23 protein-coding genes are annotated in these 24243 nt (G+C 71.4%); 8 read left to right on the top strand and 15 right to left on the bottom strand.

What is annotated here, in order from left to right; genetic code table 11:
- Window positions 1–169 precede the first annotated feature (169 nt).
- The 7 genes from araD to ACWC0C_RS24810 all read right to left on the bottom strand — a co-directional run bounded on the left by araD (window position 170) and on the right by ACWC0C_RS24810 (window position 5929).
- Entirely contained in the window at window positions 170–1891 is a 1722-nt protein-coding gene (araD, locus tag ACWC0C_RS24780) for an L-arabinonate dehydratase (RefSeq protein ID WP_450865935.1), read from the bottom strand.
- A complete protein-coding gene (locus ACWC0C_RS24785; RefSeq protein ID WP_450865936.1) occupies window positions 1879–2790 on the bottom strand; it encodes a dihydrodipicolinate synthase family protein in 912 nt (303 codons plus the stop codon). The genes araD and ACWC0C_RS24785 overlap by 13 nt, the downstream gene beginning before the upstream one ends.
- The gene (locus tag ACWC0C_RS24790; RefSeq protein WP_450865938.1) at window positions 2787–3443 is read right to left on the bottom strand and encodes a GntR family transcriptional regulator; all 657 of its coding nucleotides are present in this window, start codon (window positions 3441–3443) and stop codon (window positions 2787–2789) included. The genes ACWC0C_RS24785 and ACWC0C_RS24790 overlap by 4 nt, the downstream gene beginning before the upstream one ends.
- A 166-nt stretch (window positions 3444–3609) precedes the next feature.
- Window positions 3610–4362 carry an MBL fold metallo-hydrolase gene (locus ACWC0C_RS24795; protein WP_450865940.1) on the bottom strand — a complete coding sequence of 251 codons (753 nt, stop codon included), beginning with the start codon at window positions 4360–4362 and terminating at the stop codon, window positions 3610–3612.
- Between the two features lie 80 nt (window positions 4363–4442).
- Entirely contained in the window at window positions 4443–4820 is a 378-nt protein-coding gene (locus ACWC0C_RS24800) for a hypothetical protein (RefSeq protein WP_450865942.1), read from the bottom strand.
- Window positions 4821–4887: 67 nt separating this feature from the next.
- Window positions 4888–5478, bottom strand: coding sequence for a TIGR03086 family metal-binding protein (locus tag ACWC0C_RS24805; protein ID WP_450865943.1), 591 nt, complete (start codon window positions 5476–5478; stop codon window positions 4888–4890).
- Window positions 5479–5482: 4 nt separating this feature from the next.
- Window positions 5483–5929, bottom strand: coding sequence for a DUF6010 family protein (locus ACWC0C_RS24810; protein WP_450865944.1), 447 nt, complete (start codon window positions 5927–5929; stop codon window positions 5483–5485).
- 137 nt (window positions 5930–6066) lie between these two features.
- Here ACWC0C_RS24810 and ACWC0C_RS24815 point away from each other — a divergent pair, with 137 nt between their 5' ends.
- Window positions 6067–7302: an MFS transporter gene (locus tag ACWC0C_RS24815; RefSeq protein WP_450865946.1), complete on the top strand. Its 1236-nt coding sequence runs from the start codon at window positions 6067–6069 to the stop codon at window positions 7300–7302.
- On the opposite strand, the gene ACWC0C_RS24820 is transcribed toward ACWC0C_RS24815, so the two are convergent.
- Together ACWC0C_RS24820 and ACWC0C_RS24825 are read right to left on the bottom strand one after the other, a co-directional pair.
- Complete coding sequence (locus ACWC0C_RS24820; protein ID WP_450865947.1) at window positions 7239–8402, bottom strand: hypothetical protein; 1164 nt, start codon at window positions 8400–8402, stop codon at window positions 7239–7241. The two genes, ACWC0C_RS24815 and ACWC0C_RS24820, sit on opposite strands and share 64 nt — an antisense overlap.
- 100 nt (window positions 8403–8502) lie before the next feature.
- The gene (locus ACWC0C_RS24825; protein WP_450865949.1) at window positions 8503–9450 is read right to left on the bottom strand and encodes a 5-dehydro-4-deoxyglucarate dehydratase; all 948 of its coding nucleotides are present in this window, start codon (window positions 9448–9450) and stop codon (window positions 8503–8505) included.
- A gap of 214 nt (window positions 9451–9664) precedes the next feature.
- Between ACWC0C_RS24825 and ACWC0C_RS24830 the strand changes: the two genes are divergently transcribed.
- From ACWC0C_RS24830 to ACWC0C_RS24860, 7 genes are all read left to right on the top strand, one after another.
- Window positions 9665–10474, top strand: a complete 810-nt coding sequence (locus ACWC0C_RS24830; RefSeq protein WP_450865951.1) for an NAD-dependent epimerase/dehydratase family protein — start codon at window positions 9665–9667, stop codon at window positions 10472–10474.
- 303 nt (window positions 10475–10777) lie between these two features.
- On the top strand, window positions 10778–11548 hold the full coding sequence (locus ACWC0C_RS24835; protein WP_449198477.1) for a DeoR/GlpR family DNA-binding transcription regulator: 771 nt from the start codon (window positions 10778–10780) through the stop codon (window positions 11546–11548).
- A 78-nt stretch (window positions 11549–11626) separates the two neighbouring features.
- Window positions 11627–12994 (top strand): ABC transporter substrate-binding protein, encoded by a 1368-nt coding sequence (locus ACWC0C_RS24840; protein ID WP_450865953.1) that lies wholly within the window; start codon window positions 11627–11629, stop codon window positions 12992–12994.
- Window positions 12991–13926, top strand: a complete 936-nt coding sequence (locus tag ACWC0C_RS24845) for a carbohydrate ABC transporter permease (protein WP_450865955.1) — start codon at window positions 12991–12993, stop codon at window positions 13924–13926. The genes ACWC0C_RS24840 and ACWC0C_RS24845 overlap by 4 nt, the downstream gene beginning before the upstream one ends.
- On the top strand, window positions 13923–14768 hold the full coding sequence (locus tag ACWC0C_RS24850; RefSeq protein ID WP_449198480.1) for a carbohydrate ABC transporter permease: 846 nt from the start codon (window positions 13923–13925) through the stop codon (window positions 14766–14768). The genes ACWC0C_RS24845 and ACWC0C_RS24850 overlap by 4 nt, the downstream gene beginning before the upstream one ends.
- Window positions 14765–15754 (top strand): zinc-dependent alcohol dehydrogenase family protein, encoded by a 990-nt coding sequence (locus tag ACWC0C_RS24855; RefSeq protein WP_449198481.1) that lies wholly within the window; start codon window positions 14765–14767, stop codon window positions 15752–15754. Before ACWC0C_RS24850 ends, ACWC0C_RS24855 begins: the two co-directional genes overlap by 4 nt.
- An 80-nt stretch (window positions 15755–15834) precedes the next feature.
- Window positions 15835–17040 carry a TerD family protein gene (locus ACWC0C_RS24860; RefSeq protein ID WP_450865956.1) on the top strand — a complete coding sequence of 402 codons (1206 nt, stop codon included), beginning with the start codon at window positions 15835–15837 and terminating at the stop codon, window positions 17038–17040.
- Window positions 17041–17116: 76 nt separating this feature from the next.
- Here ACWC0C_RS24860 and ACWC0C_RS24865 read toward each other — a convergent pair whose 3' ends face one another.
- The 6 genes from ACWC0C_RS24865 to ACWC0C_RS24890 all read right to left on the bottom strand — a co-directional run bounded on the left by ACWC0C_RS24865 (window position 17117) and on the right by ACWC0C_RS24890 (window position 24155).
- The gene (locus ACWC0C_RS24865; RefSeq protein ID WP_450865957.1) at window positions 17117–17683 is read right to left on the bottom strand and encodes a TetR/AcrR family transcriptional regulator; all 567 of its coding nucleotides are present in this window, start codon (window positions 17681–17683) and stop codon (window positions 17117–17119) included.
- Window positions 17684–17740: 57 nt separating this feature from the next.
- The gene (locus ACWC0C_RS24870) at window positions 17741–18271 is read right to left on the bottom strand and encodes a 2'-5' RNA ligase family protein (RefSeq protein ID WP_449198484.1); all 531 of its coding nucleotides are present in this window, start codon (window positions 18269–18271) and stop codon (window positions 17741–17743) included.
- Window positions 18272–18442: 171 nt separating this feature from the next.
- Window positions 18443–19006, bottom strand: coding sequence for a hypothetical protein (locus ACWC0C_RS24875; RefSeq protein WP_450865959.1), 564 nt, complete (start codon window positions 19004–19006; stop codon window positions 18443–18445).
- A gap of 139 nt (window positions 19007–19145) precedes the next feature.
- Window positions 19146–20729 (bottom strand): TROVE domain-containing protein, encoded by a 1584-nt coding sequence (locus ACWC0C_RS24880; protein WP_450865961.1) that lies wholly within the window; start codon window positions 20727–20729, stop codon window positions 19146–19148.
- A 358-nt stretch (window positions 20730–21087) separates the two neighbouring features.
- The gene (locus ACWC0C_RS24885) at window positions 21088–22545 is read right to left on the bottom strand and encodes an alkaline phosphatase PhoX (protein WP_450865962.1); all 1458 of its coding nucleotides are present in this window, start codon (window positions 22543–22545) and stop codon (window positions 21088–21090) included.
- Window positions 22546–22727: 182 nt separating this feature from the next.
- Window positions 22728–24155, bottom strand: a complete 1428-nt coding sequence (locus tag ACWC0C_RS24890; protein ID WP_450865964.1) for a hypothetical protein — start codon at window positions 24153–24155, stop codon at window positions 22728–22730.
- Window positions 24156–24243: the final 88 nt, after the last annotated feature.

The following is a 24243-nucleotide window of genomic DNA, read 5'->3' on the forward strand; positions in this document are numbered from 1 at the left end:
GGCTGTGCTCCTTCGCGGTGCGGCTCGGGGAGAGGGACGGCCGGGGCGGGCGGCGCACGCCCCGGCCGGTGGTTCAGCGCAGGCGCCCGGCCCCCGCGCATACAGCGGGTGCAGGAAGCGCTTGCTCCATGCACATGGGTGAAGCGCTTCACCAAAGGGGATGCGGGGTTCAGCCGGCGTACGGGTCCGGCACCGTGCCCGGTCGGGCCAGGAACTCGAAGTCGCAGCCGGTGTCGGCCTGGGTGATGTGCCCGTTGTGGAGGACGCCGTAGCCGCGCTCGTACCGGGCGGGCGGCGGCGTCCACGCGAGGCGCCTGCGCTCCAGCTCCCCGGCGTCCACGTGGAGATGGAGGCTGCGGGCGGCGACGTCCAGGGTGATGAGATCGCCGGTGCGCACCAGCGCCAGCGGCCCGCCGACGTACGACTCCGGGGCCACGTGCAGCACGCAGGCGCCGTAACTCGTGCCGCTCATCCGGGCGTCGGAGATCCGGACCATGTCCCGTACTCCCTGCTCGAGCAGGTGGTCGGGGATGGGGAGCATGCCGTACTCGGGCATGCCCGGGCCGCCCTTGGGTCCGGCGCCCCGGAGCACCAGCACGCTGTCGGCGGTGATGCCGAGCGCGGGGTCGTTGATGGTGCGCTGCATGGTCTTGTAGTCGTCGAAGACGACGGCCGGGCCGGTGTGCCCGAGCAGGCGGGGCTCGGCGGCGATGTGCTTGATGACGGCGCCGTCCGGGCAGAGGTTGCCGCGCAGGACGGCGACCCCGCCCTCGCTCGCGACCGGGTTGTCGCGCGGGCGGATGACGTCGTCGTCGTGCACCTGGGCGCCTGCCAGCTGCTCGCGCAGGGTGTCGTACGACACCGTCGGCCGGTCCAGATGGAGCAGGTCGGTGATCCGGGACAGGAAGCCGGGCAGGCCGCCCGCGAAGTGGAAGTCCTCCATCAGGTAACGCCGGCCGCCGGGGCGGACGTTGGCGAGGACCGGCACGGTCCGGGCGATGCGGTCGAAGTCGTCCAGGGTGAGCTTCACCCCGGCTCGGCCCGCCATGGCGATCAGATGGATCACGGCGTTGGTGGAGCCACCGAGGCCGAGGACCGTGGTGACGGCGTCCTCGAAGGCCTCCCGGGTCAGGATCCGCGACAGCCTCCGGTCGCCGCGCACCAGCTCCACGGCCGTCATCCCGGCCTTGGCGGCCATCCGGTCGTGCCCGGAGTCGACGGCGGGGATGCTCGACGCACCCGGCACCGTCACGCCGAGGACCTCGGCGGCGGCGGTCAGCGTGGACGCCGTACCCATGGTCATGCAGTGCCCCGGCGAGCGCGCGAGCCCGCTCTCCAGCTCGCCCATCTCGCAGTCGCCGATGAGACCTGCCCGCTTGTCGTCCCAGTACTTCCACATGTCCGTACCGGATCCGAGCACCTCTGACCGCCAGTGCCCCGGCAGCATGGGCCCGGCAGGCACGAAGACAGCGGGCAGATCGACGCTGGCCGCGCCCATCAGCAGCGCGGGCGTGGACTTGTCGCACCCGCCCATCAGCACCGCCCCGTCGACCGGATAGGACCGCAGCAGTTCCTCGGTCTCCATCGCGAGCAGATTCCGGTAGAGCATCGGCGTCGGCTTCTGGAAGGTCTCGCTCAGCGTCGAGACCGGGAACTCCAGCGGAAAGCCGCCGGCCTGCCACACCCCCCGCTTCACGGCCTGTGCGCGATCCCGCAGGTGCACATGGCACGGGTTGATGTCGGACCACGTGTTGAGCACGGCGATCACGGGCTTGCCCAGATGCTCCTCGGGCAGGTACCCGAGCTGCCGGGTCCGGGCCCGATGGCTGAACGACCGCAGCCCGTCGGTCCCGTACCACTGATGGCTCCTCAGCTTCCTCATATGGACCATCCGGCGGCGATGGCGGCGACCTCGGCGCGCTCGTCCTCGGGCAGCGGTCTGCTGGGCGGGCGGACCTCGCGGCGGCACAGGCCGAGGGCGGAAAGGGCTTCCTTGACGACGGTGACGTTGTTCGCGGAGCCGTGGGCAGCTCGGAGTTCCTCGAAGCGGCGGATCTGCTCCCAGACCTTCATGGCGGCCGGGTAGTCGCCGGATCGAAGCGCTTCAATCATGTTCAGCGAAACGGCCGGGGCGACGTTCACGAGCCCGGAGGTGAAGCCGGTGGCGCCCGCGGAGAAGTAGGAGGGGGCGTACGGCTCGGCGAGGCCCGCGACCCAGACGAAACGTTCGAGGCCGGCGTCACGGGCGAAGCCCGCGAAGCGCGCGGCGTCCGGGACCGCGTACTTGACCCCGATGACATTCGGGCAGTGGTCGGCCAGTTCGGCGAGCCGGGCGCCGGGCAGCTGTGCGTTGCGAATGTACGGCACCACGCCCAGCTCGGGCGCGGACTCGGCGATGGCGCGGTGGTAGTCGACCCAGCCGGCCGCCGAGACGTACGGGTGGACGGGCTGGTGGACCATGACCATCCCGGCGCCGAGGTCGCGGGCGTGCCGGGCGGAGGCGATCGCGGCGAGCAGGTCGTGGCCGACGCCGACGAGGATCGCGGCGCGGTCGCCGGCCTCCTCGACGGTCGACTCGGTGACCAAGCGGCGCTCTTCGGGGGTGAGGGCGTAGAACTCGCCGGTGTTGCCGTTCGGGGTGAGGGTGCGGATCCCGCCGTCGAGCAGGCGACGCAGCAGGGCCCGGTGGGCGTTCTGGTCGACGGCGCCGTCCGCGGTGAAGGGCGTCACCGGGATGGCCACCACGTCGGCCAGGGCCGCCCGTTGGGACTCGAACGTCACGCTGCTCATAGATGCCCTTCCTCTGGATGGGGCTCGGGGAAAGCCCGTGCCACGAACGACGCGATGTGGGCGTGCAGGGCGCTCGCCGCGCCGTCGGCGTCGCCGTCGAGCGCGAGCCGCAGGATCTCCCGGTGCTCGGTGGCCTCCCGCTCCCAGGAGGGGTCGGCGGCCCAGGCGACGGCGGAGACCAGGGCGGCCTGGTCGCGGACCTCGTCCAGCATCCGGCCGAGCAGCGGGTTGCCGCACGGCAGGTAGAGGGCGCGGTGGAACTCCCGGTTGGCGAGGGAGCGTTCGGCGGCGTCGGTGGCGGCGTCGGCCCGGGTCAGCGCGTCGCGCGCGGCGTCGAGGGACGCACCTCGCCGGACGGCCCTGCGCAGCGCCTCCGGTTCCAGCAGCAGCCGTACGTCGTAGACCTCGCGCGCCATGTCCGCGTCCACCATGCGCACCGTGACGCCCTTGTACTGGCTCATCACGACGAGACCGGTCCCGGCGAGCGTCTTCAGCGCCTCGCGCACCGGGGTCTTGGACACCCCGAACTGCGCGGCCAGCTCCGTCTCGACCAGGGCCTGTCCGGGCGTCAGCTGCCCGGTGAGGATGCGGTGTTTGATCGCGTCCAGCACGTACTGCGTGCGGGACGGGATCGGGGTGGGCGCGGAGGTCATGCGGCTCTCTCGGATCTCACGTATCGCGTCTCATATATGACGTACGAAGTGTGACGCGATGAAGGTAGGAGGGGGCCGGTGTTTCGTCAATGCCTCTGACAAAAGGAAGTCGGAGGTGTCGAAAGGTGTGGGTGTCGGAAGGTGTGGGTGTCAGAAGGTGTGGGTGTCAGAAGGTGTGGGTGTCACCCTCGACGGCCATGCGGGTGGGCCGGCCGCAGACCGCGGCGGCGCGTGCGGTGGCCGTCTCACGGGTGAGCGTGGGGCCGACATGGGTGACGAGGAGTTGGCGTACGCGGGCGTCCAGGGCGATGCGCCCGGCGTCCTCCGGTGTCAGATGCACCTGTTCGCCATCGCGATGCGCGTCGATGTCGGCCTCGCACAGGAACAGGTCGGCACGGGTGGCGAGTTCACCGAGTGCGGCGCAGGGGCCGCTGTCCCCGGAGTAGGCGAGGACACTCCCCTGGCACTCGGCGCGCAGACCGTACGCCTCGGTGTCGTGGGCGACGGCACGGGCGGTGAGGCGGAGGTTCCAGTGCCGGACGTCATGGCCGTCGTACAGGGCCCGGAAGTCGAAGACGCCCTTGAGGAAGTCGACGTCCACCCGCCCGAAGAAGCCGGCCAGCCGGTGGGCGCAGTCCTGCGGGGCGTACACCGGGATCGGTACGGCCGGGGTCATCCCGCCGAAGGCGAAGGCGTAGGCGGCGGACAGCAGATCGGCGCTGTGGTCGGCGTGCAGATGGGAGATCCAGATCGCGGTGAGCCGCGCGGGATCCGTGTGCTGCTGCAATGCGGCGAACGTGCCGGGTCCCGCGTCCACCCACACCTCGGCTCCCCCGCCGGACAGCAGGTATCCCGAGCAGGGCCGGCCGGGGCCGGGGTGCGGGGAGGCGGTGCCGAGGACGGTGAGGGTGAGAGGCATGGGGGGAGAGTACGGCCCCCGGTGGCGTCGCCGTCGTCCACTCGTACAAGCGGAACCGGGGCCTTCGGTGACCGTCCCCCTTACGGGGCGGGCAGCGTGAACACCAGGAGCAGCACCCCCAGGGGCGGCACCAGTGCGAGGACCGCCGTCCAGGCGCGCGTCACGGACCAGCGGCGCTTCCAGGGCAGCACCCAGGCCGTGAGCAGGGCGACGAAGCACAGCGGGCCACCGAAGAAGAGCAGGCCGAAGATCCAGGACAGGGACGTGGTCAACGCGGCCGAGCAGTCGTCGGGGCCGCAGCTGTCCGTCGCCATCACGGAGAACCCGGCGAACAGGACGGCGGCCGGACCGAGCACGCCCATGAGAACCGTCGCGATCGCCGGCGCCACCCAGGCCCGGGGGTCGCGCTCACCCTGGTCGGCCGGTCCCGGAAGCGGTGCGATGTGCTGTGTCGTCATGCGGGTAGTGAACCGGTGCGGAGGGGCAGGCCACACCGGTGCACGTACTCAGGTCGTAGGTGTCCGGCTACTCAGTCACCGGGCGCCATCCCGGGTCCCGCCCGCTCAGCCCCACCGCCCGCTCCAGCAGCGGCGCGTCCTCCGCCACCGGGACGACCGGCCCGAAGAGGCCGCCGCCGCGGTTCGAGTCCTCGGCGGCGGCGAGCAGGAAGCCGTGGGCCGAGTCCAGCGCCGCGGGGTCGGGAGCGTAGGGCCGGCCGATGGCGCGGGCCAGGTCCCAGCCGTGGATGACCAGCTCGTCGGCGACGATGGCACCGGCGACCTCGCCCGGCAGGTCCACCCCGCCCGCGCGGGTCATGCCGGTCCAGGCGGCCGGGTCGCGCCAGGCGTCCGCCAGTTCGTCCAGGGCCTTGGGCAACTCCGCACGCCAGCCGGGGCCGACGTCCGGTACGGCGGCGGTCGGGCTGGTGTCGGTCGTCGTACCGAGGTCCTTGCGGGCGGCGTCGCGGAAGGCCACGGAGAGCATGTGGATGTGGCCCAGCAGGTTCCGCACCGCCAGGTCCGGGCACGGTGTGGATACGGTCAGCTGCTCGTCGGTCACGGACTCGGCGAGCCGCGCCACGATCAGGGTCTGCGGGCCGAGGTCGATCATGGTCATGCCGTTACTCCTTCACGGTTGCACGCCTCGTACGAAGGACTGACCGACTGTCTCGCGAAAACTCATCGGCGCCGCGCAGCCACTCCCACGGCGAACGCCCGCCGCGCAGGCACCACACGGCGATCACCGGGTCGCACAGGGCGCAGCCGAACGAGGAGTCGTGGGCGAACGGGATGATCGGGTGGCCCTTGAGGTGGTGCACGACGTCCCAGGCCGTGTGCAGCAGCCAGCCGACGCCGATCCAGGCCCAGGAGTCCAGACCCTTGTAGGCGACGTAGGTGGCCACGGCGGTGAACGCGAACTCCCAGCCGCCGAGGCCGCCACCGCTGAGGTAGGCGGCGCCCGCACCGGCGACCATGACCGCGTTGAAGCGGCGCCGGTGCGGCTCCGGGACGAGGGACATCAGCAGGACGTAGACGAAACCGATGAGAATCGGGGCGAGGTAGCGCATGGCGCCGACAGTAGGTTCGGGCCGGTACGCGCCCCAGGGGCATGAGTGACAGGTTCCGACGGATTGTCGCCGCCGACACGCTGATAGGGCACCTTGCCGATCCCCGCCCGCCCGCCTTAGACCCACGATGAGCGGGCATGACGACTTCCTGGACCCTGGTGCGCGTGCTGCGGGACCGTAACGCGGGGCTGTATCTCACGGGCCTGGTGGTGTCGACCTTCGGCACCTCCTCGCTGTCGCTGGCGGCGGGCGTGTGGGTGAAGGAGCTGACCGGGTCCGACGGCCTGCCGGCCCTGTGCATGCTCGCCGCGTGGGCCCCCACCCTCGCCGGCCCCGCGCTGGGCACGATCGCCGACCGCGTGCGCCGAAAACCTCTGCTCATCGCCCTGAACCTGGGGCTCGCCGCCGCTCTCCTGACGCTCTTCACCATCCACTCGGCCGACGGGCTGTGGCTGCTGTTCACCGTCCTGTTCCTGTACGGCACGGTCGGCGTCGTCGGCGAGGCCGCCGAGTCGGCCCTGGTCGCCGCCGCCGTCCCCGGGGACCTCCTCGGTGACTTCAACGGGCTGCGGATGACCGTCACGGAGGGCATGAAGCTCGTCGCGCCGCTGACCGGGGCGGGCCTGTACACGGCCTTCGGCGGTCCGGTCGTCGCCTGCCTGGACGCGGGCACGTTCGTGGTCGCCGCCGGGCTGTACGCCCTGCTTCGGGTGCGCGAGGAGCGGCCCGTGCGGTCGTCCGGCGGCGGCTGGCGGAAGGAGACCGCCGAGGGTGTGCGGCACCTGCGGGGTCACCCCGGGCTGCGCCCGCTGGTGCGGGCCGGGGGCACGACGATGCTGCTCGCCTCGCTGAGCAGCACGACGGTGTACGCCGTCGTGGACCGCCTGGGCCACTCCCCCGCGTACACGGGCGTGCTCTACGCCGTCCAGGGCGCCGGTTCGGTGACCGCCGGGCTCGTCTCGGGGGCGGCGCTGCGGCGGCTCGGCGGGCGCCGGTTCGGGGCGGCGGGGATCGCGCTGACGGCGGTCGCGGTGGCCGCGCGTGCGGTGCCGTCGGACGCGGTGGCCCTCGCGTCGGCCGCGGCGATCGGTCTCGGCCTGCCCTGTGTGCTCGTCGCCGCGTTCACCGCGGTCCAGCGGGAGACGCCCGGTCCGCTGCTCGGCCGGGCGACGGCCACCGTCAACACGCTGGTGTTCGCGCCCAACGTCGTCGGCCTGGCCGCCGGCGCCGCACTGGTCGAACTCGCCTCACCCGGGCTGCTGTTGCCGCTGTACGGCCTCGGGCTGTTCGGGACGGCGGCCGCCCTGTGTCAGCGTGCCGCCAGTGCCTCGCGCACTGCGGCGAGGTCCGAGTCCGACGCCAACCCGGCGTGATAGAGCCGCAGTTCGGTCGCGCCCTGCGCACGCGCGCGTGCCGCGTCCGCCGCGAGGGTGCCGGGGCTGCCGCCCATGCCGGAGACGACCGTGAGGTTGGCGGCCAGCACGGTCGCCTCGCGCGCGTGCTCGGCGAACGGCGCCAGCAGGGTCGTACCGCCCGTGCACGGGACCACCACGCCGTCGGCGACGGAGAGGACGTGAGCGGGGTCGACGCCCGCGTTGGCGCCGCAGTGGTACGGCACCGGGTCGGCGTGCAGCAGCACCTGGAAGCCGGCGGGGGCCGCTGCGCGGACGGCGGTGACGGCCTCCTCCTGGAGGGTGGCGGCGGTGCCCTCGCGCCACGCGCGCGTACGGACCGCCGCGTCCTCGCCGAGCAGTTTCACGACCGTGGGCCAGCCCCCGTCGTCCGCCGCGCCCCGCCACAGCGGCTCCAGGGCGGACCGCACGGAGGCCGCCAACTCGTCGGGGTCCAGACCCTGTTCGCCGTATCCGGTGCGGCAGGACGGGCAGAAGCACAGGGACATCAGGTACTGCCCGGCCTCCCCGAGGCCGACCCCGGAGGTCTTGTCGTGGGCGTGCAGGTGCTGGATCCCGTACCAGCCCAGGGACTCCAGCTCGGTGCCCTGCGCGCCGGGGCGTACGGCGGCCTCGGCGGCCAGGTCGACCAGGTACGCGCGCGTGGCGGGCTGGGCGATGCAGGGCGCCCAGGGATAGTGGTCGCCGTAGGCGTTGACGACCGAGGTGTCCGGATGTTCGGCGCCCAGGCGGGAGTTGTGGGCGAGGACGACCCAGGTGTGCACCTCCAGACCGGCCGCTGCGAGAGCACGCGCGGCCTCGCCGTGGGCGTTGCCCGGGGCCCAGCGGCCGGCGGGGTACGGCCGCAGGCCGCGGCCCGCCCAGCGCTCGCCCGTCGGGTAGAGGACGGCCGCGTACTCGGCGGTGACGATGCGGTGGCGGGGGTGGCGGGGAGTCAGGGCGCGGGTGGAGTGATAGGCGGAGGCGAGCGTCACCTGCTCCACGCCGAGCCCGGCGATACGCGCCGCGGCCTCGGGATCTCCGTTGACATCCCAGGGGTAGACGAACGCCGACGCCTTCACACGCCCTCCTTCGAACCACACCGACGCTTGCTCACGCACCCACCACCGAGCCGCACGGACGCTCCCTCGACTTCCCCCTGTAAGCCGCATCCACGCCCCCTCACGTGTCCCCCTCCAGCTCCAGCAGCGCGTGTCCCCGTTCGATCAGGCGGGTGAGCTGTTTGATGTGGTCCTCTGTCGGTTCCTGCAGCGGGGGGCGGACCTCGCCGACGTCCAGGCCGCTCAGCCGTACGCCCGCCTTGACGAGCGAGACGGCGTAGCCGCGGCCCTGGGCGCGCAGCTCCACGAACGGGCGGTAGAAGCCGTCCAGCAGGCGCCGTACGGTCGCGGTGTCGCCGCAGGTCAGGGCCCGGTGGTAGGCCAGGGCGAGGTCGGGGGCGAAGCAGAAGACGGCCGAGGAGTACAGGGTGATGCCGAGGGCGTGGTAGGCGAGCTGGGTCTGCTCGGCGGTGGGCAGGCCGTTGAAGTACAGGAACTCGCCGGGGACCTCGGTGCGTACGGCGCTGATGATCCGCTGCATCAGGTCGAGGTCCCCGAGGCCGTCCTTGAGGCCGGTGATCCCGTCGGTGCGGGCGAGTTCCACCACTGTCCGCGGGGTGAAGACGGCGTTGTCGCGCTGGTAGACGATCACCGGCAGGCCGGTGGCCGACGCGACCTCCCGGTAGTGCCGCAGGAGGCCCTCCTGGGCGGCGAGGACGAGGTACGGCGGCAGGGCGAGCAGGCCGTCGGCGCCCGCCGCCTCGGCCAGACGCGCGTAGCGCACGGCGAGCGCGGTGCCGTAGCCGGTGCCGGCGACCACCGGGACACGCCCCTGCGCCGCCTCCACGGCCGCCCGGACACAACGATCGAACTCCTCCGGCAGCAGCGCGTGGAACTCCCCCGTGCCGCAGCAGGCGAACACGGCGGCGGCACCGGCCGCGACGCCCCGGCGGACATGGGTGCGGTAGACGTCGAGATCGAGTGAGCCGTCGGGGCCGTAGGCCGTGACGGGGAAGAAGAGCGGCCCACTCGGGTCGCGGAGCCGTTCGGTGAGAGGAGCTGGCGTCAACGGGCTCTCCCTTGAGAAACGCCGGTGCATGTTTCTGATCCACGTCTACATTTCTGAACTCGACCACGCTACGGGGGCTTCTTACGGCAGGTCAAGCAGGCAGACCCGCACCATCCGAAGCGAATTCACCGACATCACGGGACACTTGACGGTGCACGGCGAAACTCTCTAACGTTTCCATATATGTGAATTCTGGCCACAAGGAGAACCGAGGATGCCCGCTCCCCGCACCGTTCTGCTCACCGGCGCCGCCGGCGGGCTCGGCACCCTGATGCGGTCCCTGCTGCCGGAGTACGGCTACACGCTGCGCCTGTTCGACATGCGCCCCGTCGAGGGCGAGCCGGACGCGATCACCGCCGACCTCGGTGACCGGGAGGCCCTGCGCGAGGCGGTGCGGGGTGTGGACGCGGTTCTCCACCTCGCGGGCATCTCCCTGGAGGCCCCCTTCGAGAAGATCCTGAGGGCGAACATCGAGGGCACCTACAACCTCTACGAGGCCGTCCGCCAGGAAGGCGTGCCCCGGGTCGTCTTCGCCTCCTCCAACCACGCCGTCGGCTTCACCCCGGCCCCGCGCGCGGGCGAGCCGCCGATCCCGATCGACACCCCGCGCCGCCCGGACACCTTCTACGGCCTGTCCAAGTCCTTCGGCGAGGACCTCGCCCAGCTCTACTGGGACAAGCACGGCCTGGAGACCGTGTCCGTGCGCATCGGCTCCTGCTTCCCGGAGCCGACCAGTGTGCGGATGCTCTCGGTGTGGATGAGCCCGGCCGACGGCGCCCGCCTCTTCCACGCGGCCCTGACCGCGCGGGACGTCGGCCACACGGTCGTCTACGGCTCCTCCGCCAACACCAGGCTGTGGTGGGACCTGGGCACCGCACGGGCGCTCGGCTACGAGCCGCAGGACGACTCCGAGCCGTACGCGCAGAAGCTGATCGCCGAACAGGGCGAACTGGACCCCGGCAACCCGGCGCACGGCCACCTCGGCGGGCACTTCGTGAACGACCCGCCGATCTGGCCGTACTGAGCCCTTCCCGGTCGTTTCCCAGTCGTTTCGAAGGCCCCGGAAGACGGAAAACGATCCCCCAAGCGCGCGGGCGGGCACCGAACGGGCCCGCCCGCCCCCGCATGCGGGCATCCACGTCGCCCGCTCTCACCCCGCTCCGCACGACCCCCCAGGTCCGCGCCGGGCACCTTGACCCGCAAACGGGCACAGGCGGGCAGGATCGGGCTCACAATAGGCCTGGTAAGCACCGCACACCCCCGGTAGAACTTCCCCCAAGAGCCCGAACGGGCAGCCGTGGAACGCAGCGGGAAGGCGGGTGACGACATGAGTACGAGGACGGCGGAAGAGCGCCAGCGCGAGATCGTGCTGGCCGCGCGGGCGACCGGCTCGGTCGACGTCACCGCGCTGGCCGCACAGCTGGGCGTGGCCAAGGAGACCATCCGGCGCGACCTGCGGGCCCTGGAGGACCACGGTCTGGTCCGTCGTACGCACGGCGGCGCCTATCCGGTGGAGAGCGCCGGCTTCGAGACGACACTCGCCTTCCGGGCCACCAGCCACGTGCCCGAGAAGCGCCGGATCGCGGCCGCCGCGGCCGAGCTGCTCGGGGACGCGGAGACGGTCTTCGTGGACGAGGGCTTCACCCCGCAGCTCATCGCCGAGGCACTGCCGGCCGACCGGCCGCTGACCGTGGTCACCGCGTCCCTGCCGGTCGCGGGCGCCCTCGCCGAGGCGGGGAACATGTCGGTCCTGCTCCTCGGCGGGCGGGTCCGGGCGGGCACGCTGGCCACCGTCGACCACTGGACGACGAAGATGCTCGCCGGTTTCGTCCTCGACCTCGCCTTCATCGGGGCGAACGGCATCTCCCGCGAGTACGGCCTGACCACGCCCGACCCCGCGGTCAGCGAGGTCAAGGCACAGGCGATCCGGGCGGCGCGCCGCGCGGTCTTCGCGGGCGTGCACACCAAGTTCGGAGCGGTCAGCTTCTGCCGGTTCGCCGAGGTCGGCGCGCTGGAGGCGATCGTGACGAGCTCCCAGCTACCGGCCGCCGAGGCCCACCGCTACTCACTGCTGGGCCCGCAGGTCATCCGGGTCTGAGTCGCCTGCTCGCCCGCCTCGTCGGGCACCCCCAGCACCAAAATGTCCATTATGTTCATATACGTCCAGGAGCGATCCATGCGAACCCAGAGCCGACGGAGGCCGCGAGCCAAGCTCGCCATGGCCGCCGCAGGGACGCTGCTCGCCCCGCTGCTCTCCGGCTGCTGGGTCGGTGCGGGCGGGACCGGTTCCGGCGGCAATTCCATCAACGTGCTGATGGTCAACAACCCCCAGATGACCGAACTCCAGAAGCTCGCCCCGCGCTTCACCAAGGAGACCGGCATCAGGGTCAACTTCACGGTCCTGCCCGAGAACGACGTCCGCGACAAGATCAGCCAGGACTTCGCCAACCAGGCCGGCCAGTACGACGTCGCCACGCTCTCCAACTACGAGATACCGATCTACGCCCGCAACGGCTGGCTGCACGAGATGAACTCGTATGTCGCCAAGGACCCCGCGTACGACGAGCAGGACGTCCTGGCACCCATGCGCCAGTCCCTGACCGCCGCCGACGGCAAGCTCTACGGCCAGCCCTTCTACGGCGAGTCGTCCTTCCTGATGTACCGCAAGGACGTGTTCGCGGCGAAGGGCCTCACCATGCCGGCCCACCCCACCTGGCAGCAGGTCGCCGGCCTCGCCGCACAGGCGGACGGCGCCCAGTCCGGCATGAAGGGCATCTGCCTGCGCGGCCTGCCCGGCTGGGGCGAGATGATCGCCCCGCTGACCACGGTGGTGAACACCTTCGGCGGCACCTGGTTCGACAAGCGGTGGAAGGCGCACCTCGACTCCCCCGAGTTCGAGAAGGCGACCAAGTTCTACGTCGACCTGGTCCGCAAGCACGGGGAGTCCGGCGCCGCCCAGTCCGGCTTCGCCGAATGCCTCAACGACATGACCCAGGGCAAGGTCGCCATGTGGTACGACGCCACATCCGCGGCCGGCCTGCTGGAGGCGAAGGGCTCCCCGGTCAAGGGCAAGCTCGGCTACGCCCCCGCCCCCGTCGAGAAGACCCCGGCCTCCGGCTGGCTCTACACCTGGGCCTGGGGCATCCAGAAGGCCTCCCGCAATCCCGACCAGGCCTGGAAGTTCGTGTCCTGGGCGTCCAGCAAGGAGTACGAGCAGCTGGTCGGCAGGACCAGCGGCTGGTCGAACGTCCCGGCGGGCAAGCGGGCCTCGACATACACGAACGCCGACTACCGCAAGACGGCCGCCGCCTTCCAGGACATGACGAAGGAAGCCATCGAGACCGCCCGGCCGGGCGACCCCGGCGTGCAGCCGCGTCCCGCGCCCGGCATCCAGTTCGTCGACATCCCCGAGTTCACCGATCTCGGCACCAAGGTCTCCCAGGAGATCAGTTCGGCCATCGCCGGGCGTCAGTCCGTCGACTCGGCCCTGAAGAAATCCCAAGCGCTCGCCGAGCGGATCTCCAAGGAGTACGAGGGACGATGACCGCGACGACAGCACCCTACGCAGCGACACCGGCACGCGCCGCGCGGCAGCCCTCCGCCCGCCTGCGCGCCTGGGCCACCCGGGCCCCCCTCCTGCCCGCCCTGATCTTCATGATCATCGTGACCCAGCTGCCCTTCGTGGCGACGCTGGTGATCTCCTTCTTCCACTGGAACTCGCTCTACCCGAAGGCCCGCCACTTCGCCGGCTTCGACAACTACCGCCAGGTCCTGACCGACGCGAACCTGCGCCACTCGGTGTGGACGACCGTGCTGCTCACGGTGACGGTGGTCCTGGTCAGCCTGGTCCTGGGCCTGGCCCTCGCGCTGCTGCTGGACCACAAGTTCCCCGGCCGGGGCGTCGTGCGCACCCTGCTCATCGCCCCCTTCCTGGTGGTGCCGGTGGCCGCGGCCCTGCTCTGGAAGCACGTCCTGTTCAACCCCGAATACGGCCTGCTCAACGGCCTGTTGCACTACGTCGGCGGGCCACAGCCCGACTGGATCTCCAACACCCCGCTCATGGCGGTCGAGGCCGCCCTGGTGTGGCAGTGGACGCCGTTCATGATGCTGATCCTGCTCGCCGGGCTGCAGAGCCGTGACCCCGAGCAGATGGAGGCCGCGCGGGTGGACGGCGCGAACGAATGGCAGGTCTTCCGCTATCTGACGCTCCCCCACCTGCGCCGCTATCTCGAACTCGGTGCCCTGCTGGGCTCGATCTACATCGTCCAGAACTTCGACGCGGTCTTCACGATCACGTCCGGCGGCCTGGGCACCGCCAACCTGCCCTACACCGTGTACCAGAGCTTCTACCAGGCCCACGAGAACGGCCTCGCCTCGGCCGCCGGCGTCCTGGTCGTCATCGGCTCGATCGTCATCGCGACCTTCGCCCTGCGCGTGGTGTCGTCCCTCTTCCGCGAGGAGGTGTCCCGCGCATGAGCAACATCGCCGTCACCCTCAAGAAGCACCGGGGCCTGAGCATCGGAGTCCTGGCCTGGCTGGTCGGCATCGTCTTCTTCCTGCCCATCGCCTGGATGGCGCTGACGTCCTTCCACTCCGAGGCGGACGCGGCGACCAACCCGCCGTCCTTCGCCGCCTCGCTGACCCTCGACGGCTACCGCGAGTTCTTCGGCAGCGGCGGCGGGGCGAGCCCCTGGCCGCCGCTGATCAACTCGGCGGTCGCGTCGGTGTTCTCGACGGTCTGCGTACTGCTCCTGGCGCTGCCTGCGGCGTACGCGCTGTCGATCCGGCGGGTGAAGAAGTGGACGGACGTCCTGTTCTTCTTCCTGTCCACGAAGATGCTGCCGGTGGTGGCCGGTCTGCTGCCGATCTACCTGTTCGCGAAGAACACCGGGATGCTGGACAACATCTGGTTCCTGGTCATCCTCTACACCTCCATGAACCTGCCGATCGCGGTGTGGATGATGCAGTCGTTCCTCGCCGAGGTCCCGGTGGCGGTGATCGAGGCGGCGCAGATCGACGGCGCCCGGCTGCCGACGATCCTCGCGCGCGTGGTGGCCCCGATCGCCCTGCCCGGCATCGCCGCCACGGGCTTGATCTGCTTCATCTTCAGCTGGAACGAACTTCTCTTCGCCCGAGTCCTCACGGGCGTGGTCGCCGAGACCGCCCCCGTGTTCCTGACCGGCTTCATCACCAGCCAGGGCCTGTTCCTGGCCAAGGTGTGCGCCGCGTCGCTCGTCGTCTCCCTGCCGGTGCTCGCCGCGGGGTTCGCCGCCCAGGACAAGCTGGTCCAGGGCCTGTCGTTGGGAGCCGTGAAATGAAGGCCGCCGTCATCGAGTCCGTGGGCCGCGCCGTCGTCAGCGAGGTGCCGGACCCGACGCCGGGACCCCGCGAGGTCGTCGTGGAAGTCGCCGCCTGCGGTCTGTGCGGCACCGACCTGCACATCCTTCAGGGGGAGTTCGCGCCCAAGCTGCCGATCGTGCCCGGACACGAGTTCGCGGGCGAGGTGGTCGGGGTCGGCAGCCAGGTCACCGAGGTCGCGGTCGGCGACCGGGTGGCCGTGGACCCCTCGCTGTACTGCTACGAGTGCCGTTACTGCCGCGACGGCCACAACAACATGTGCGAGCGGTGGGGCGCGATCGGCGTGACGACGGCGGGCGGGGCGGCCCAGTACGCCGTCGCCCCCGTGGCCAACTGCGTGAAGCTGCCGGAGCACGTGCGCACCGAGGACGCGGCCCTGGTGGAGCCCCTGTCCTGCGCGGTGCGCGGCTACGACGTCCTGCGGTCCCGGCTGGGCGCCCACGTGCTGATCTACGGCTCCGGGACCATGGGCCTGATGATGCTGGAGCTGGCCAAGCGGACGGGCGCGGCGAGCGTGGACATGGTCGACATCAACCCGGCCCGCCTGGAGACCGCCCGGGGGCTCGGCGTCTCGGGCGCGGCGGGCAGCGCGGACGAGCTGGACCGCCCGCGGGGCTGGGACGTGGTCGTGGACGCGACCGGCAACGCGAAGGCGATCCAGGACGGCCTGGAGCGGGTGGCCAAGGCGGGAACGTTCCTGCAGTTCGGGGTGGCCGACTACGCGACACGGGTGACGATCGATCCGTACCGCATCTACAACCAGGAGATCACGATCACCGGCTCGATGGCCGTCCTGCACAGCTTCGAGCGGGCGGCGGAGCTGTTCGCGAACGGAGTCCTGGACCCCGAGGTGTTCATCAGCGACCGGATCCCGCTGGAGCGGTACCCGCAGGCATTGGAGCAGTTCGCGGCGGGTGTGGGGCGGAAGATCGTGGTCGTGCCGTAAGCGGCCTGAACCCCGAGCCGAATGGGGGTTGGGTAAGGGAACGGTAAAGCGGTGTCGTTCGTTCACCCGGCATGACAGCTATGACCCCTGGCTCGAACATCCCTCTCTCCGCCCCGCGCGTGACGGTGGACGTCGCCGCTCCGGTGCGGCTCGACGTGTCGGGCCTGCTGCTCACCGCCGACGGCAAGGTGCGCTCGGACGACGACTTCATCTTCTACAACCAGCCGGCGGCCCCCGGCGTGGCCTACACGTCCGGCGGGGGCACGGCCCCCGACGCGATCACGGTCGACACCGCCGCCGTCCCGCCGGACATCGAGAAGATCGTGGTCACGGCCAGCCCGGACGCGGCCGGCCAGACCTTCCAGGGCATCGAGCCGACGGCCACGATCCGCGACCCGGACGGCGGCGCGGTGCTGGCCACGTTCACCCCGCCGCAGCTCGGCACGGAGACGGCACTGGTCGTCGTGGAGCTCTACCGCCGGGGCGGCGCCTGGAAGGCCCGCGCGGTCGGCCAGGGGTACGCCAACGGCCTGGCCGGCATCGCGACGGACTTCGGCGTGACGGTGGAGGAGCCGGCGGCGGCGCCGCAGCCGGTGACTCCACCGCGGCCGGTGGCGCCGCCGGCGCCCACCCCGCAGACCCCGGTCGCCCCGCCCGCCCCGCCGGTGTCCGCTCCCCCGGCGCCGCCCGCCCCGGTGCCGGGCGCCGGGAAGGTCAATCTGGACAAGGGCCGGGTCAGCCTGCAGAAGAACCAGACCGTGTCCCTGGTCAAGGGCGGCCGGCCGCTGCTCTCCCAGGTGCAGATGGGGCTCGGCTGGGAACCGGCGTTCCGGGGCAAGGACATCGACCTGGACGCCTCGGTCATCGCGTACGGCCCGCAGCGCAACCACCTCGACAGCTGCTACTTCGGCAAGCTCACGATCCTCAACGGCGCGATCAAGCACTCCGGGGACAACCTGACGGGCGAGGGCGGAGGCGACGACGAGGTGATCACCGTGGACCTCGGCCGCCTCCCCCAGGAGGTCACCGGCCTGGTCTTCACGGTGAACTCCTTCTCCGGCCAGAACTTCACGGAGGTCGCCAAGGCGTATTGCCGCCTGGTGGACGCCGCCACGGGCGAGGAACTGGTCCGCTTCGACCTCACCCACGCCGAGCCCCAGACGGGCGTGATGATGGCCAAGCTCATCCGCCAGTTCTCGGGCGAGTGGGACATGACGGCACTGGGCGACTTCGTCAAGGCACGGACCGTACGGAACATGGTGGAGCCGGGCGCGAGGGCTCTGTAGCGGGTCGGGCTGCGGGGCGCGGGCCGGGAGATCGCCGTCGCACTGCGGGTGGCATCCCGGCTGCGCCCCGGCCCGGCTACGCCCGTAGCCCTTCCACCAGCAGCGTCAAATACCGCCGGATCTCGCGCCCCTGACCGTCCGCCAGTTCCGATGCCGTGGCCGCCCCATGCGCAAGCCGCAGCACCTCGATCGGCTCCACATCGGCCCGCAGCGCCCCCTCCGCCTGAGCCGCCCGCACCAGCCGCGTCGCCGCCCCCTGCACCGAGGCCCCGCACGCCGTCCTCGCGACCGACGCGCCGTCCGTGACCGCCGACCCCAGCAGGGACTTCAGCCCCCGCACCTGGATCGTGGCCACGCACAGCTCGTTCAGCCACGCCATGAGCGCCTCCCCCGCCGGCAGCTCCCCCGCCAGTTCCTCCGCCCGCGTCCCCAGCGCCTCGAACCGGTCCACGTACGCGGCCTCCAGCAGCGCCTGCCGCGTAGGGAAGTGCCGATAGAGCGTGCCCGCGCCGACACCCGCCCGCTTGGCGATGTCGTCCAGCGACGCGTTCTCCCCATGCTCGGCGAAGGCCTCGGCCGCCACCTTCAGCAACCGCTCGTAATTGCGCCGAGCGTCCGCGCGCATGGGTCTGACCTGCGGCATCCAGATACTCCTCGCACACCGGGATCCTCTCCGCAGCTTAGCGAGCATCGGTCGGGGTCAGTCCCGGCCCGTCGGTGCGGGCCGAATGGCACCGGTGCCCAGGTCGATCGTGGCCCGCGTCCGCATGGGACCGTCGCCGCGGCGGGAGAGCACGTCGATGTCGGCCACCCGCGCATGCAGCACACCGAGCCGGGCGGCGCATTGGGCCGCGAGGATGCGCGGGACGCGGGTGCGCCCGAGCGAGAGATGCGGGGTGAAGCGCGGGAAGCGGTCCGTGCAGTACGGGAAGGGCTCGGCCAGCGCGCGCCGTAGCTCCGTCCAGGGCTCGAGGCCGGCCGCAGCGGGGTCCAGCCATACGGTGGCGTAGAACCGGTGACGGAAGACATGGACCCCACTGAGCCGGATGTCGAAGGGCTCACACCGGGCGGCCGCGGCGGCCAGCAGCGGGAGCGCCGCCGGGAAGTCCTCCTCCGGTACGAAGCCGTAGACCAGGTTCACATGCGGGGGCCAGCGGCGGATCTGCGGGTCGTGCTCGGCACGGATGCGCTGGATGGCGGGCCAGAGTTCGGCCGGGGGAAGCCAGACCATGGCCGTCCGGTACGTAGGGGCCGACTCGAGGCGGCCGAAGGCTTCGGCCGGACCGGGCGTCGGGGGGCAGGGCACACCGCCATCATGGCCCCGCCCGCCGACGACCGCCGTCCCTGGGCTACGGCGAGTGGCGCACGGCCTCCGGACGCCCCCGGCGCATGATCCGCGCTCTCACTCGACCGACGTGGTCACGGAAACCCAAGCGTCGGAGAAGCGCGTGTGCTCGTGCTTGAACAGGTGGTGCTTGTGACCGTGGTGCTTGTGGCCGTGGTGGTGCTTGTGGCCATGGTGCTTGTGATCGGGCTTGCCGTGGTGCTTGTGGCCCGGCTTCCCGTGATGCTTGTGACCCGGCTTGCCATGGTGCTTGTGATGCTTGTGATGCTTGTGACCCGGCTTCGCCTCGTGGTGCTTGTGGTCGTGCTTCCCACCCGGCTTCTTGTGGTCCTCGTCCTTCCCGGGCCTCTTGTGGTCCTCGTCCTTCCCCGGCTTCTTGTGGTCCTCGTCCTTCCCGGGCTTCTTGTGGTCCTGATCACCGCCCGGATGCGGAGACCTGTGCGCGTCGGAGTGCGACTCGCCGTGCGGGGGCGCCGTGGCGACGGCGATGGCCTTCGCGGAGGCCACCGCGGTGGCCTCGTGCGGACCGTCGGTGTCGTCGGCGAAGCCGGTGCCGGCGCCGAAGGCGGACAGCCCGGCGACCACGGCGGCCACGAGTGCGGCGCGCTGGAACTTGCGCATGGTTTGACCCTTTCTCAACTGAGCGTGAAGAATTTGACTACTCAGCGTGAGAATAAGCGCACGGGTCGTAGTAATTTGCGATCTAAGCCAGGCGCGCCGTGTCGGCCGCAGCTAGAACCGATCTCGCCGCGCCGGCAACTCAAGCAAGCCATGGCCAACGGCTGTCGCGGCCACTCTCCATCAGGGAAACCATGCGGAAGGCAGCGTCCGAAAGGCCGGCGAATACGTGCCGATTCCCGCTTCCCGACGGGCCGTGGCCCGCCCGGTAGCCCTCCAGGTTCCAGGTGTAGACGGGCACGCGGGCCGGGATCCGGGCGGTCGGGTCGCCGTGCCGGTTCGGGGCGTACTGCTCGTCGGTGACGATCAGCACCCGGTCGTGCTTCTTGTAGTGCCGGCGCACCGCGTCGGTGGTGTCGGTGCCGCCCAGGTCACCGAAGCGCTCCAGGATCTTCAGCACCGACTCCCCCTTGCGGAACGTCACCTTGCCACTGGTCGAACCGAACTGGACGAGGTCGGCGTCGGCCGCCCGCAGCGCGAGCGCGGTGCCGAAGATCGCCGCCGCGTCGGCCCGCGTGAGCTCCGAGCGGTCGCCCGACTGCGCCCAGAACATCGAGCCCGACCGGTCGACCAGGACGAGCGTCCGGCCCGGCAGCGCGGGCACGTTGGCCAGCGAGTGGCCGAGCGCCTGCTCCAGCGGATAGGACCAGCGCAGCGACGGGGCGTGCCGGTAGGCGGCGAGGTAGCGGAACGGGAACTGCCGCGAGCGCGCCACCTGCCGCGGGTCGCTGATCTTCGCCGCGACCCGGGCCGCGACCTCGTCGGACACCCCGGCCTCGTCGAAGTTGCGCAGATTGCGGACCAGCGCCATCGCGCCCATGGACGGGATCACGGACTCCCAGGCCGCCTTGTCCATCGGGCCCTGGAGCCAGCCGGCCAGCGCCTCCCAGGTGAGGCCGGCCGCCGCGAGCCGCTCGGCGCCTCCCGGCGCGGTGACGACCGCCCGCCGCTCCTGCACCGGCAGCGCCATCAGCTCGCGGTGCGCGGTGAGCACGGGCAGGGACGCGGGCGGCACGGCGGTGTCCGGGTGGTGCCGACGGTCGAGGGCGTACCGGAACAGCTCGCCCTGCCACGGCTTGTCCGGGTCCGGTGCCGCGTGCACGAGGTTCAGGACGTCGCCGAAGCGGTAGCCCTTGGACGCGGTGTCGTACTTCAGTAGCGACTTGGCGTGGTAGAGCCGTCGTACGGCGTCGGCGACCCCGCGCTTGACGGGCTTGGGGACCGCGCGGCCGTAGGCGGACGTCCAGTACGCGAGCAGTTCGCCCGGCTCGTCGGGGCGCTGGAGCACGGAGTCCACGACCTGCCGGTTCGACGGGCCGACGGTCGCGCCCACCGCCAGACGCGCCTGCACGTACTCGGCGGCGCCCACGAGGGACGCCGTCCGCATGTGCCCCTCACCACGCAGCCAGCCGAGCAGTCCGGCCGTCCAGTCCGGGTCGCTGACGGCGAGCTCGCGCACCAGCCGGGCGAACCGGTCGTCGCGGTCGGTGCCGGACTCGTAAAAGGTGTGCTGCGTGACGAAGTTGGAGACGGCGAGCAGGAAGAGCTCGGAGCGTGCGTCACGCTCGCGGCCCTGACCGCCCTCGTACGTCTGCAGGGTCCGGCCGGTCGTGGTGACGGGCGAGGTCGGCTGCGCCTTCGCGGCACGCGTGTTGAATCGCGCCATGGTGAATTCCCCCGAATTCGTGGCTGTTTCGGAGGGAGGCGCGGCAAATGGAGGGTGTCCGAGGACAGGGGTCGGCGGCGGACTTTACCCGGACGCTCTTCCGATTGAGCTACACCGACCCGAAGTCGATGACGGGAGTCGAACCCGCAACCTTCCGATCCCATGAAGTAACCGCTGCCTGCGCACCGGACACCCACCATGAGCTGCGCCTCCCGAGATCAAGTCGGCTGCGGCTGTTGTTTCATTCCAGGAAAGGGAAGTAGCCGCTGCCATCGCACCGGGAGGTGCGTGACGTTGTGATCTCACTGTAGGAGGCGCAGCGTCGGCCGTGCGAGCGAATTAACGGCCGCCTCTGCCGTTACCGCTTCTGCCGCTTCCAGGGCCCCGTGATCGCGAGCATGATGCCGGGCGTCTGGATGTTGGCGTAGAGGGTCCTGCCGTCGGGCGAGAAGGTGACGCCGGTGAACTCGCTGTATTCCGGGGCGTCTTCGGTACCGATGTTGAGTTCGTTGCGGGCGATCGGGTAGGTGCGGCCGCTCTCGGTGGCGCCGAACAGGTGCTGGACGCCCTCGCCGTCCTCGGCGATGACCAGGCCGCCGTACGGGGAGACGGTGATGTTGTCCGGGCCGTCGAAGCTGCCGTCCGCCGACGAATCGGCCGGGTCCGGGTTCACACCGAGCAGCACCTTCAGGGTGAGGGTGCGGCGCTTCGGGTCGTAGAACCAGACCTGGCCGTCGTGCTGGAGCGGGCTCTCCGCACGGGCGTAGGAGGAGACGATGTAGGCGCCGCCGTCGCCCCACCACATGCCCTCCAGCTTGCGGGCGCGGGTGACCTGGCCGTCGGTGAACTGCTTGCGCACCGACACGGTCTGCGCGTCGCGGTCGGGGACGTCCTCCCAGTCGACGCCGTAGACGGTGCCGATCTTCGTGGCGCGGGACAGGTCGTCCACGAACCTGCCGCCGGAGTCGAAGCACTTGAAGGCCTGGAGCCGGCCCGCGTCGTCGGCGAGGGTGCGCAGCCGGCCGCGGCCGTGGCAGAAGTCCTCCGGCGGGCTCCAGCGGTACAGCAGGCCGTTGGGTCCGGCCGCGTCCTCGGTGAGGTAGAGGTGACCGCGCTTGGGGTCGACGACGACGGCCTCGTGGGCGTACCGGCCGAGGGCCTTGATCGGCTTGGGGTCGCGGCCTGCCCGGCGGTCCTGCGGGTCGACCTCGAAGACATAGCCGTGGTCCTTGGTGAAGCCGTGCCTGCCGGCCTTGTCCTCGGTCTCCTCGCAGGTCAGCCAGGTGCCCCACGGGGTGCTGCCGCCCGCGCAGTTGGTGGCGGTGCCGGCGATGCCGACCCACTCGGCGACCTCGCCGCCGCGGCGGACCTCGACGACGGTGCAGCCGCCGGCCGCCGCCGGGTCGTAGACGAGGCCCTCGGTCAGCGGCACCGGGTGCGGCCACTGATCGCGGGCGCCCGCCAGCTCGTGGTTGTTGACCAGCAGCGTGCTGCCGCGCGGGCCCTCGAAGGCCGCGGTGCCGTCGTGGTTGGACGGCGTGAACTCGCCGGAGTCCAGCCTGGTCCTGCCGCTGTAGGTGATGATCTCGTACGTGAAGCCCGCGGGCAGGGCGAGGATGCCGTTCGGGTCGGCGGCGAGCGGTCCGTAGCCGACGCCGTGGTGGTCGCCGTGCGCCGCCTCCGTCTCGTCACCGACGATGTCCGCCGCGGCGAGGGCGTTCGGCGCGCTGGCGAGCGCGCCGACACTGCCCGCCAGGGCGACCCCGGCACCGGTGATCGCGGATCTTCTGGCGAAGTCCCTGCGACTGAGCGACATGGTGAGTCTCCTGTGACGGTGGGAGTGCCGTGGAGGGTGGCGGACCTCGGTTCGGCACACACGCTCTCGCCACACCTTGAACAGGAGCTGAACGTCGGGCTACTTCAGCAGCCCTTGTTCAAGAATCCGTACGCACTGCCCCATGGCCGGCTCAAGAAATCCTCCACCACGGTGCCGGTTCCTCAACCGCCGTGCTGGGACCGCGCCTTGAACGCGGCCTTCCGCGCCTCCTTGGCCACCTTCTTGTCCGGGTGCAAGCGCCCCATCGCCTCCAGCACATCGGCGGTGGCCGGGTGCTCCACCCGCCAGGCCGTGGCGAAGAACCCGCTGTGCTGCGCGGCCAGCCCCTCCACCAGCGCCTGCAGCTCCTCGGAGTTGCCCTCGGCCGCGAGCTGCGCGGCCACCGTGTCGATGGTCAGCCAGAACACCAGCTCCTCGGACGGCGCCGGCACCGCGTCGGCGCCCCGTTCGCTGAGCCACACGCGGGCCAGTCCGCCCAGTTCCGGATCGTCCAGCACCTCCCGCAGCGCGGGCTCGGCCTCCGCACCGATCAGGGACAGGGCCTGCTGGCAGCGCAGCCTGCGCAGCGGAGCGCCCGGGTCGGCGCCCCGCGCCGCCGCCAGCAACTCCCTTGCCGCGTCGAGCGGTTCACGCCGGGCGAGCCACTGCTCGGTCTCGGCCCGCGCCGCGGCCTGCCCGAACCCGGCCGTGCCGTCGAGCAGCGCGTCCGCGCCCTTGTCGGCGAGTTCGCCGACGGCCGGGGCCTCGAACCCGGCCTCCAGCAGCCGCGCCCGCAGCCCGTACACACCGAGCGGGGTCAGCCGGACCATGCCGTACCGCGAGACATCGGTGTCGTCCAGCTGCGCCGCGGGGTCCTCTTCGGACTCGGCCATCAACGCCTCGTCCACCGGCTGGTACTCCACGAGGCCGACCGGCTCCAGCACCCGGAACTGGTCGTCCAGTCGCATCATCGCGTCGGAGACCTGCTCCAGGACGTCGTTGGTGGGCTCGCCCATGTCGTCGGGGACGATCACGGACGCGGCGAGGGCGGGCAGCGGGACCGGTCCGTCGCCGGAGCCGTCCTCACTCACCGTCAGCAGATACAGATTGCCGAGGACGCCGTCGAGGAACTCCGCCTCGCCCTCGGGGTCCCAGTCGAGTGACGAGAAATCGATCTCGCCGCCCTCGTCCAGGGCGTCGACCAGGTCGTCCAGATCGGGCACGCTCGCGTCGGCGACGACGGTCTCCAGCGCCGCGAGCCACACGGCGAGCACATCGGCCGGGGTTCCCCCGGTGAGCAGTTTCAGCTCCGCGCCCGCCCGGACGGTACCGGCCTCCTCGTCCACGATCTCGACCAGCCCGGCGTCCACGGCGACCCGCCAGGCCTCGCCGGCGTACGCGGCGGCGTCGTCACCGCTCAGTCCGAGCAGCTCGGCGGCGGCCGGAAGCTGCTCCTCGACCAGTCCGCCGCCGGCGTCCACGCGGGTGTCGGGTCCGGCCCAGCGGGCGAGGCGGGCGGCGCGGGAGAGCAACGGCGTGGACAGCGCGGCGCGCGCCAGCTCCGCTTCGGGGTGCAGCCGTACGGGCGGCAGGGGGGAGCTGTCTGACATCGGCTGGTTCTCCTCGGAGCGTGAAACGGGCTCAGCCGCTCAGCCTAGACGGATTTCCACCCATGCCGCCCGGTTCATCTCCCCGTCA

It is taken from the genome of Streptomyces sp. NPDC001709 (genome assembly GCF_053596375.1).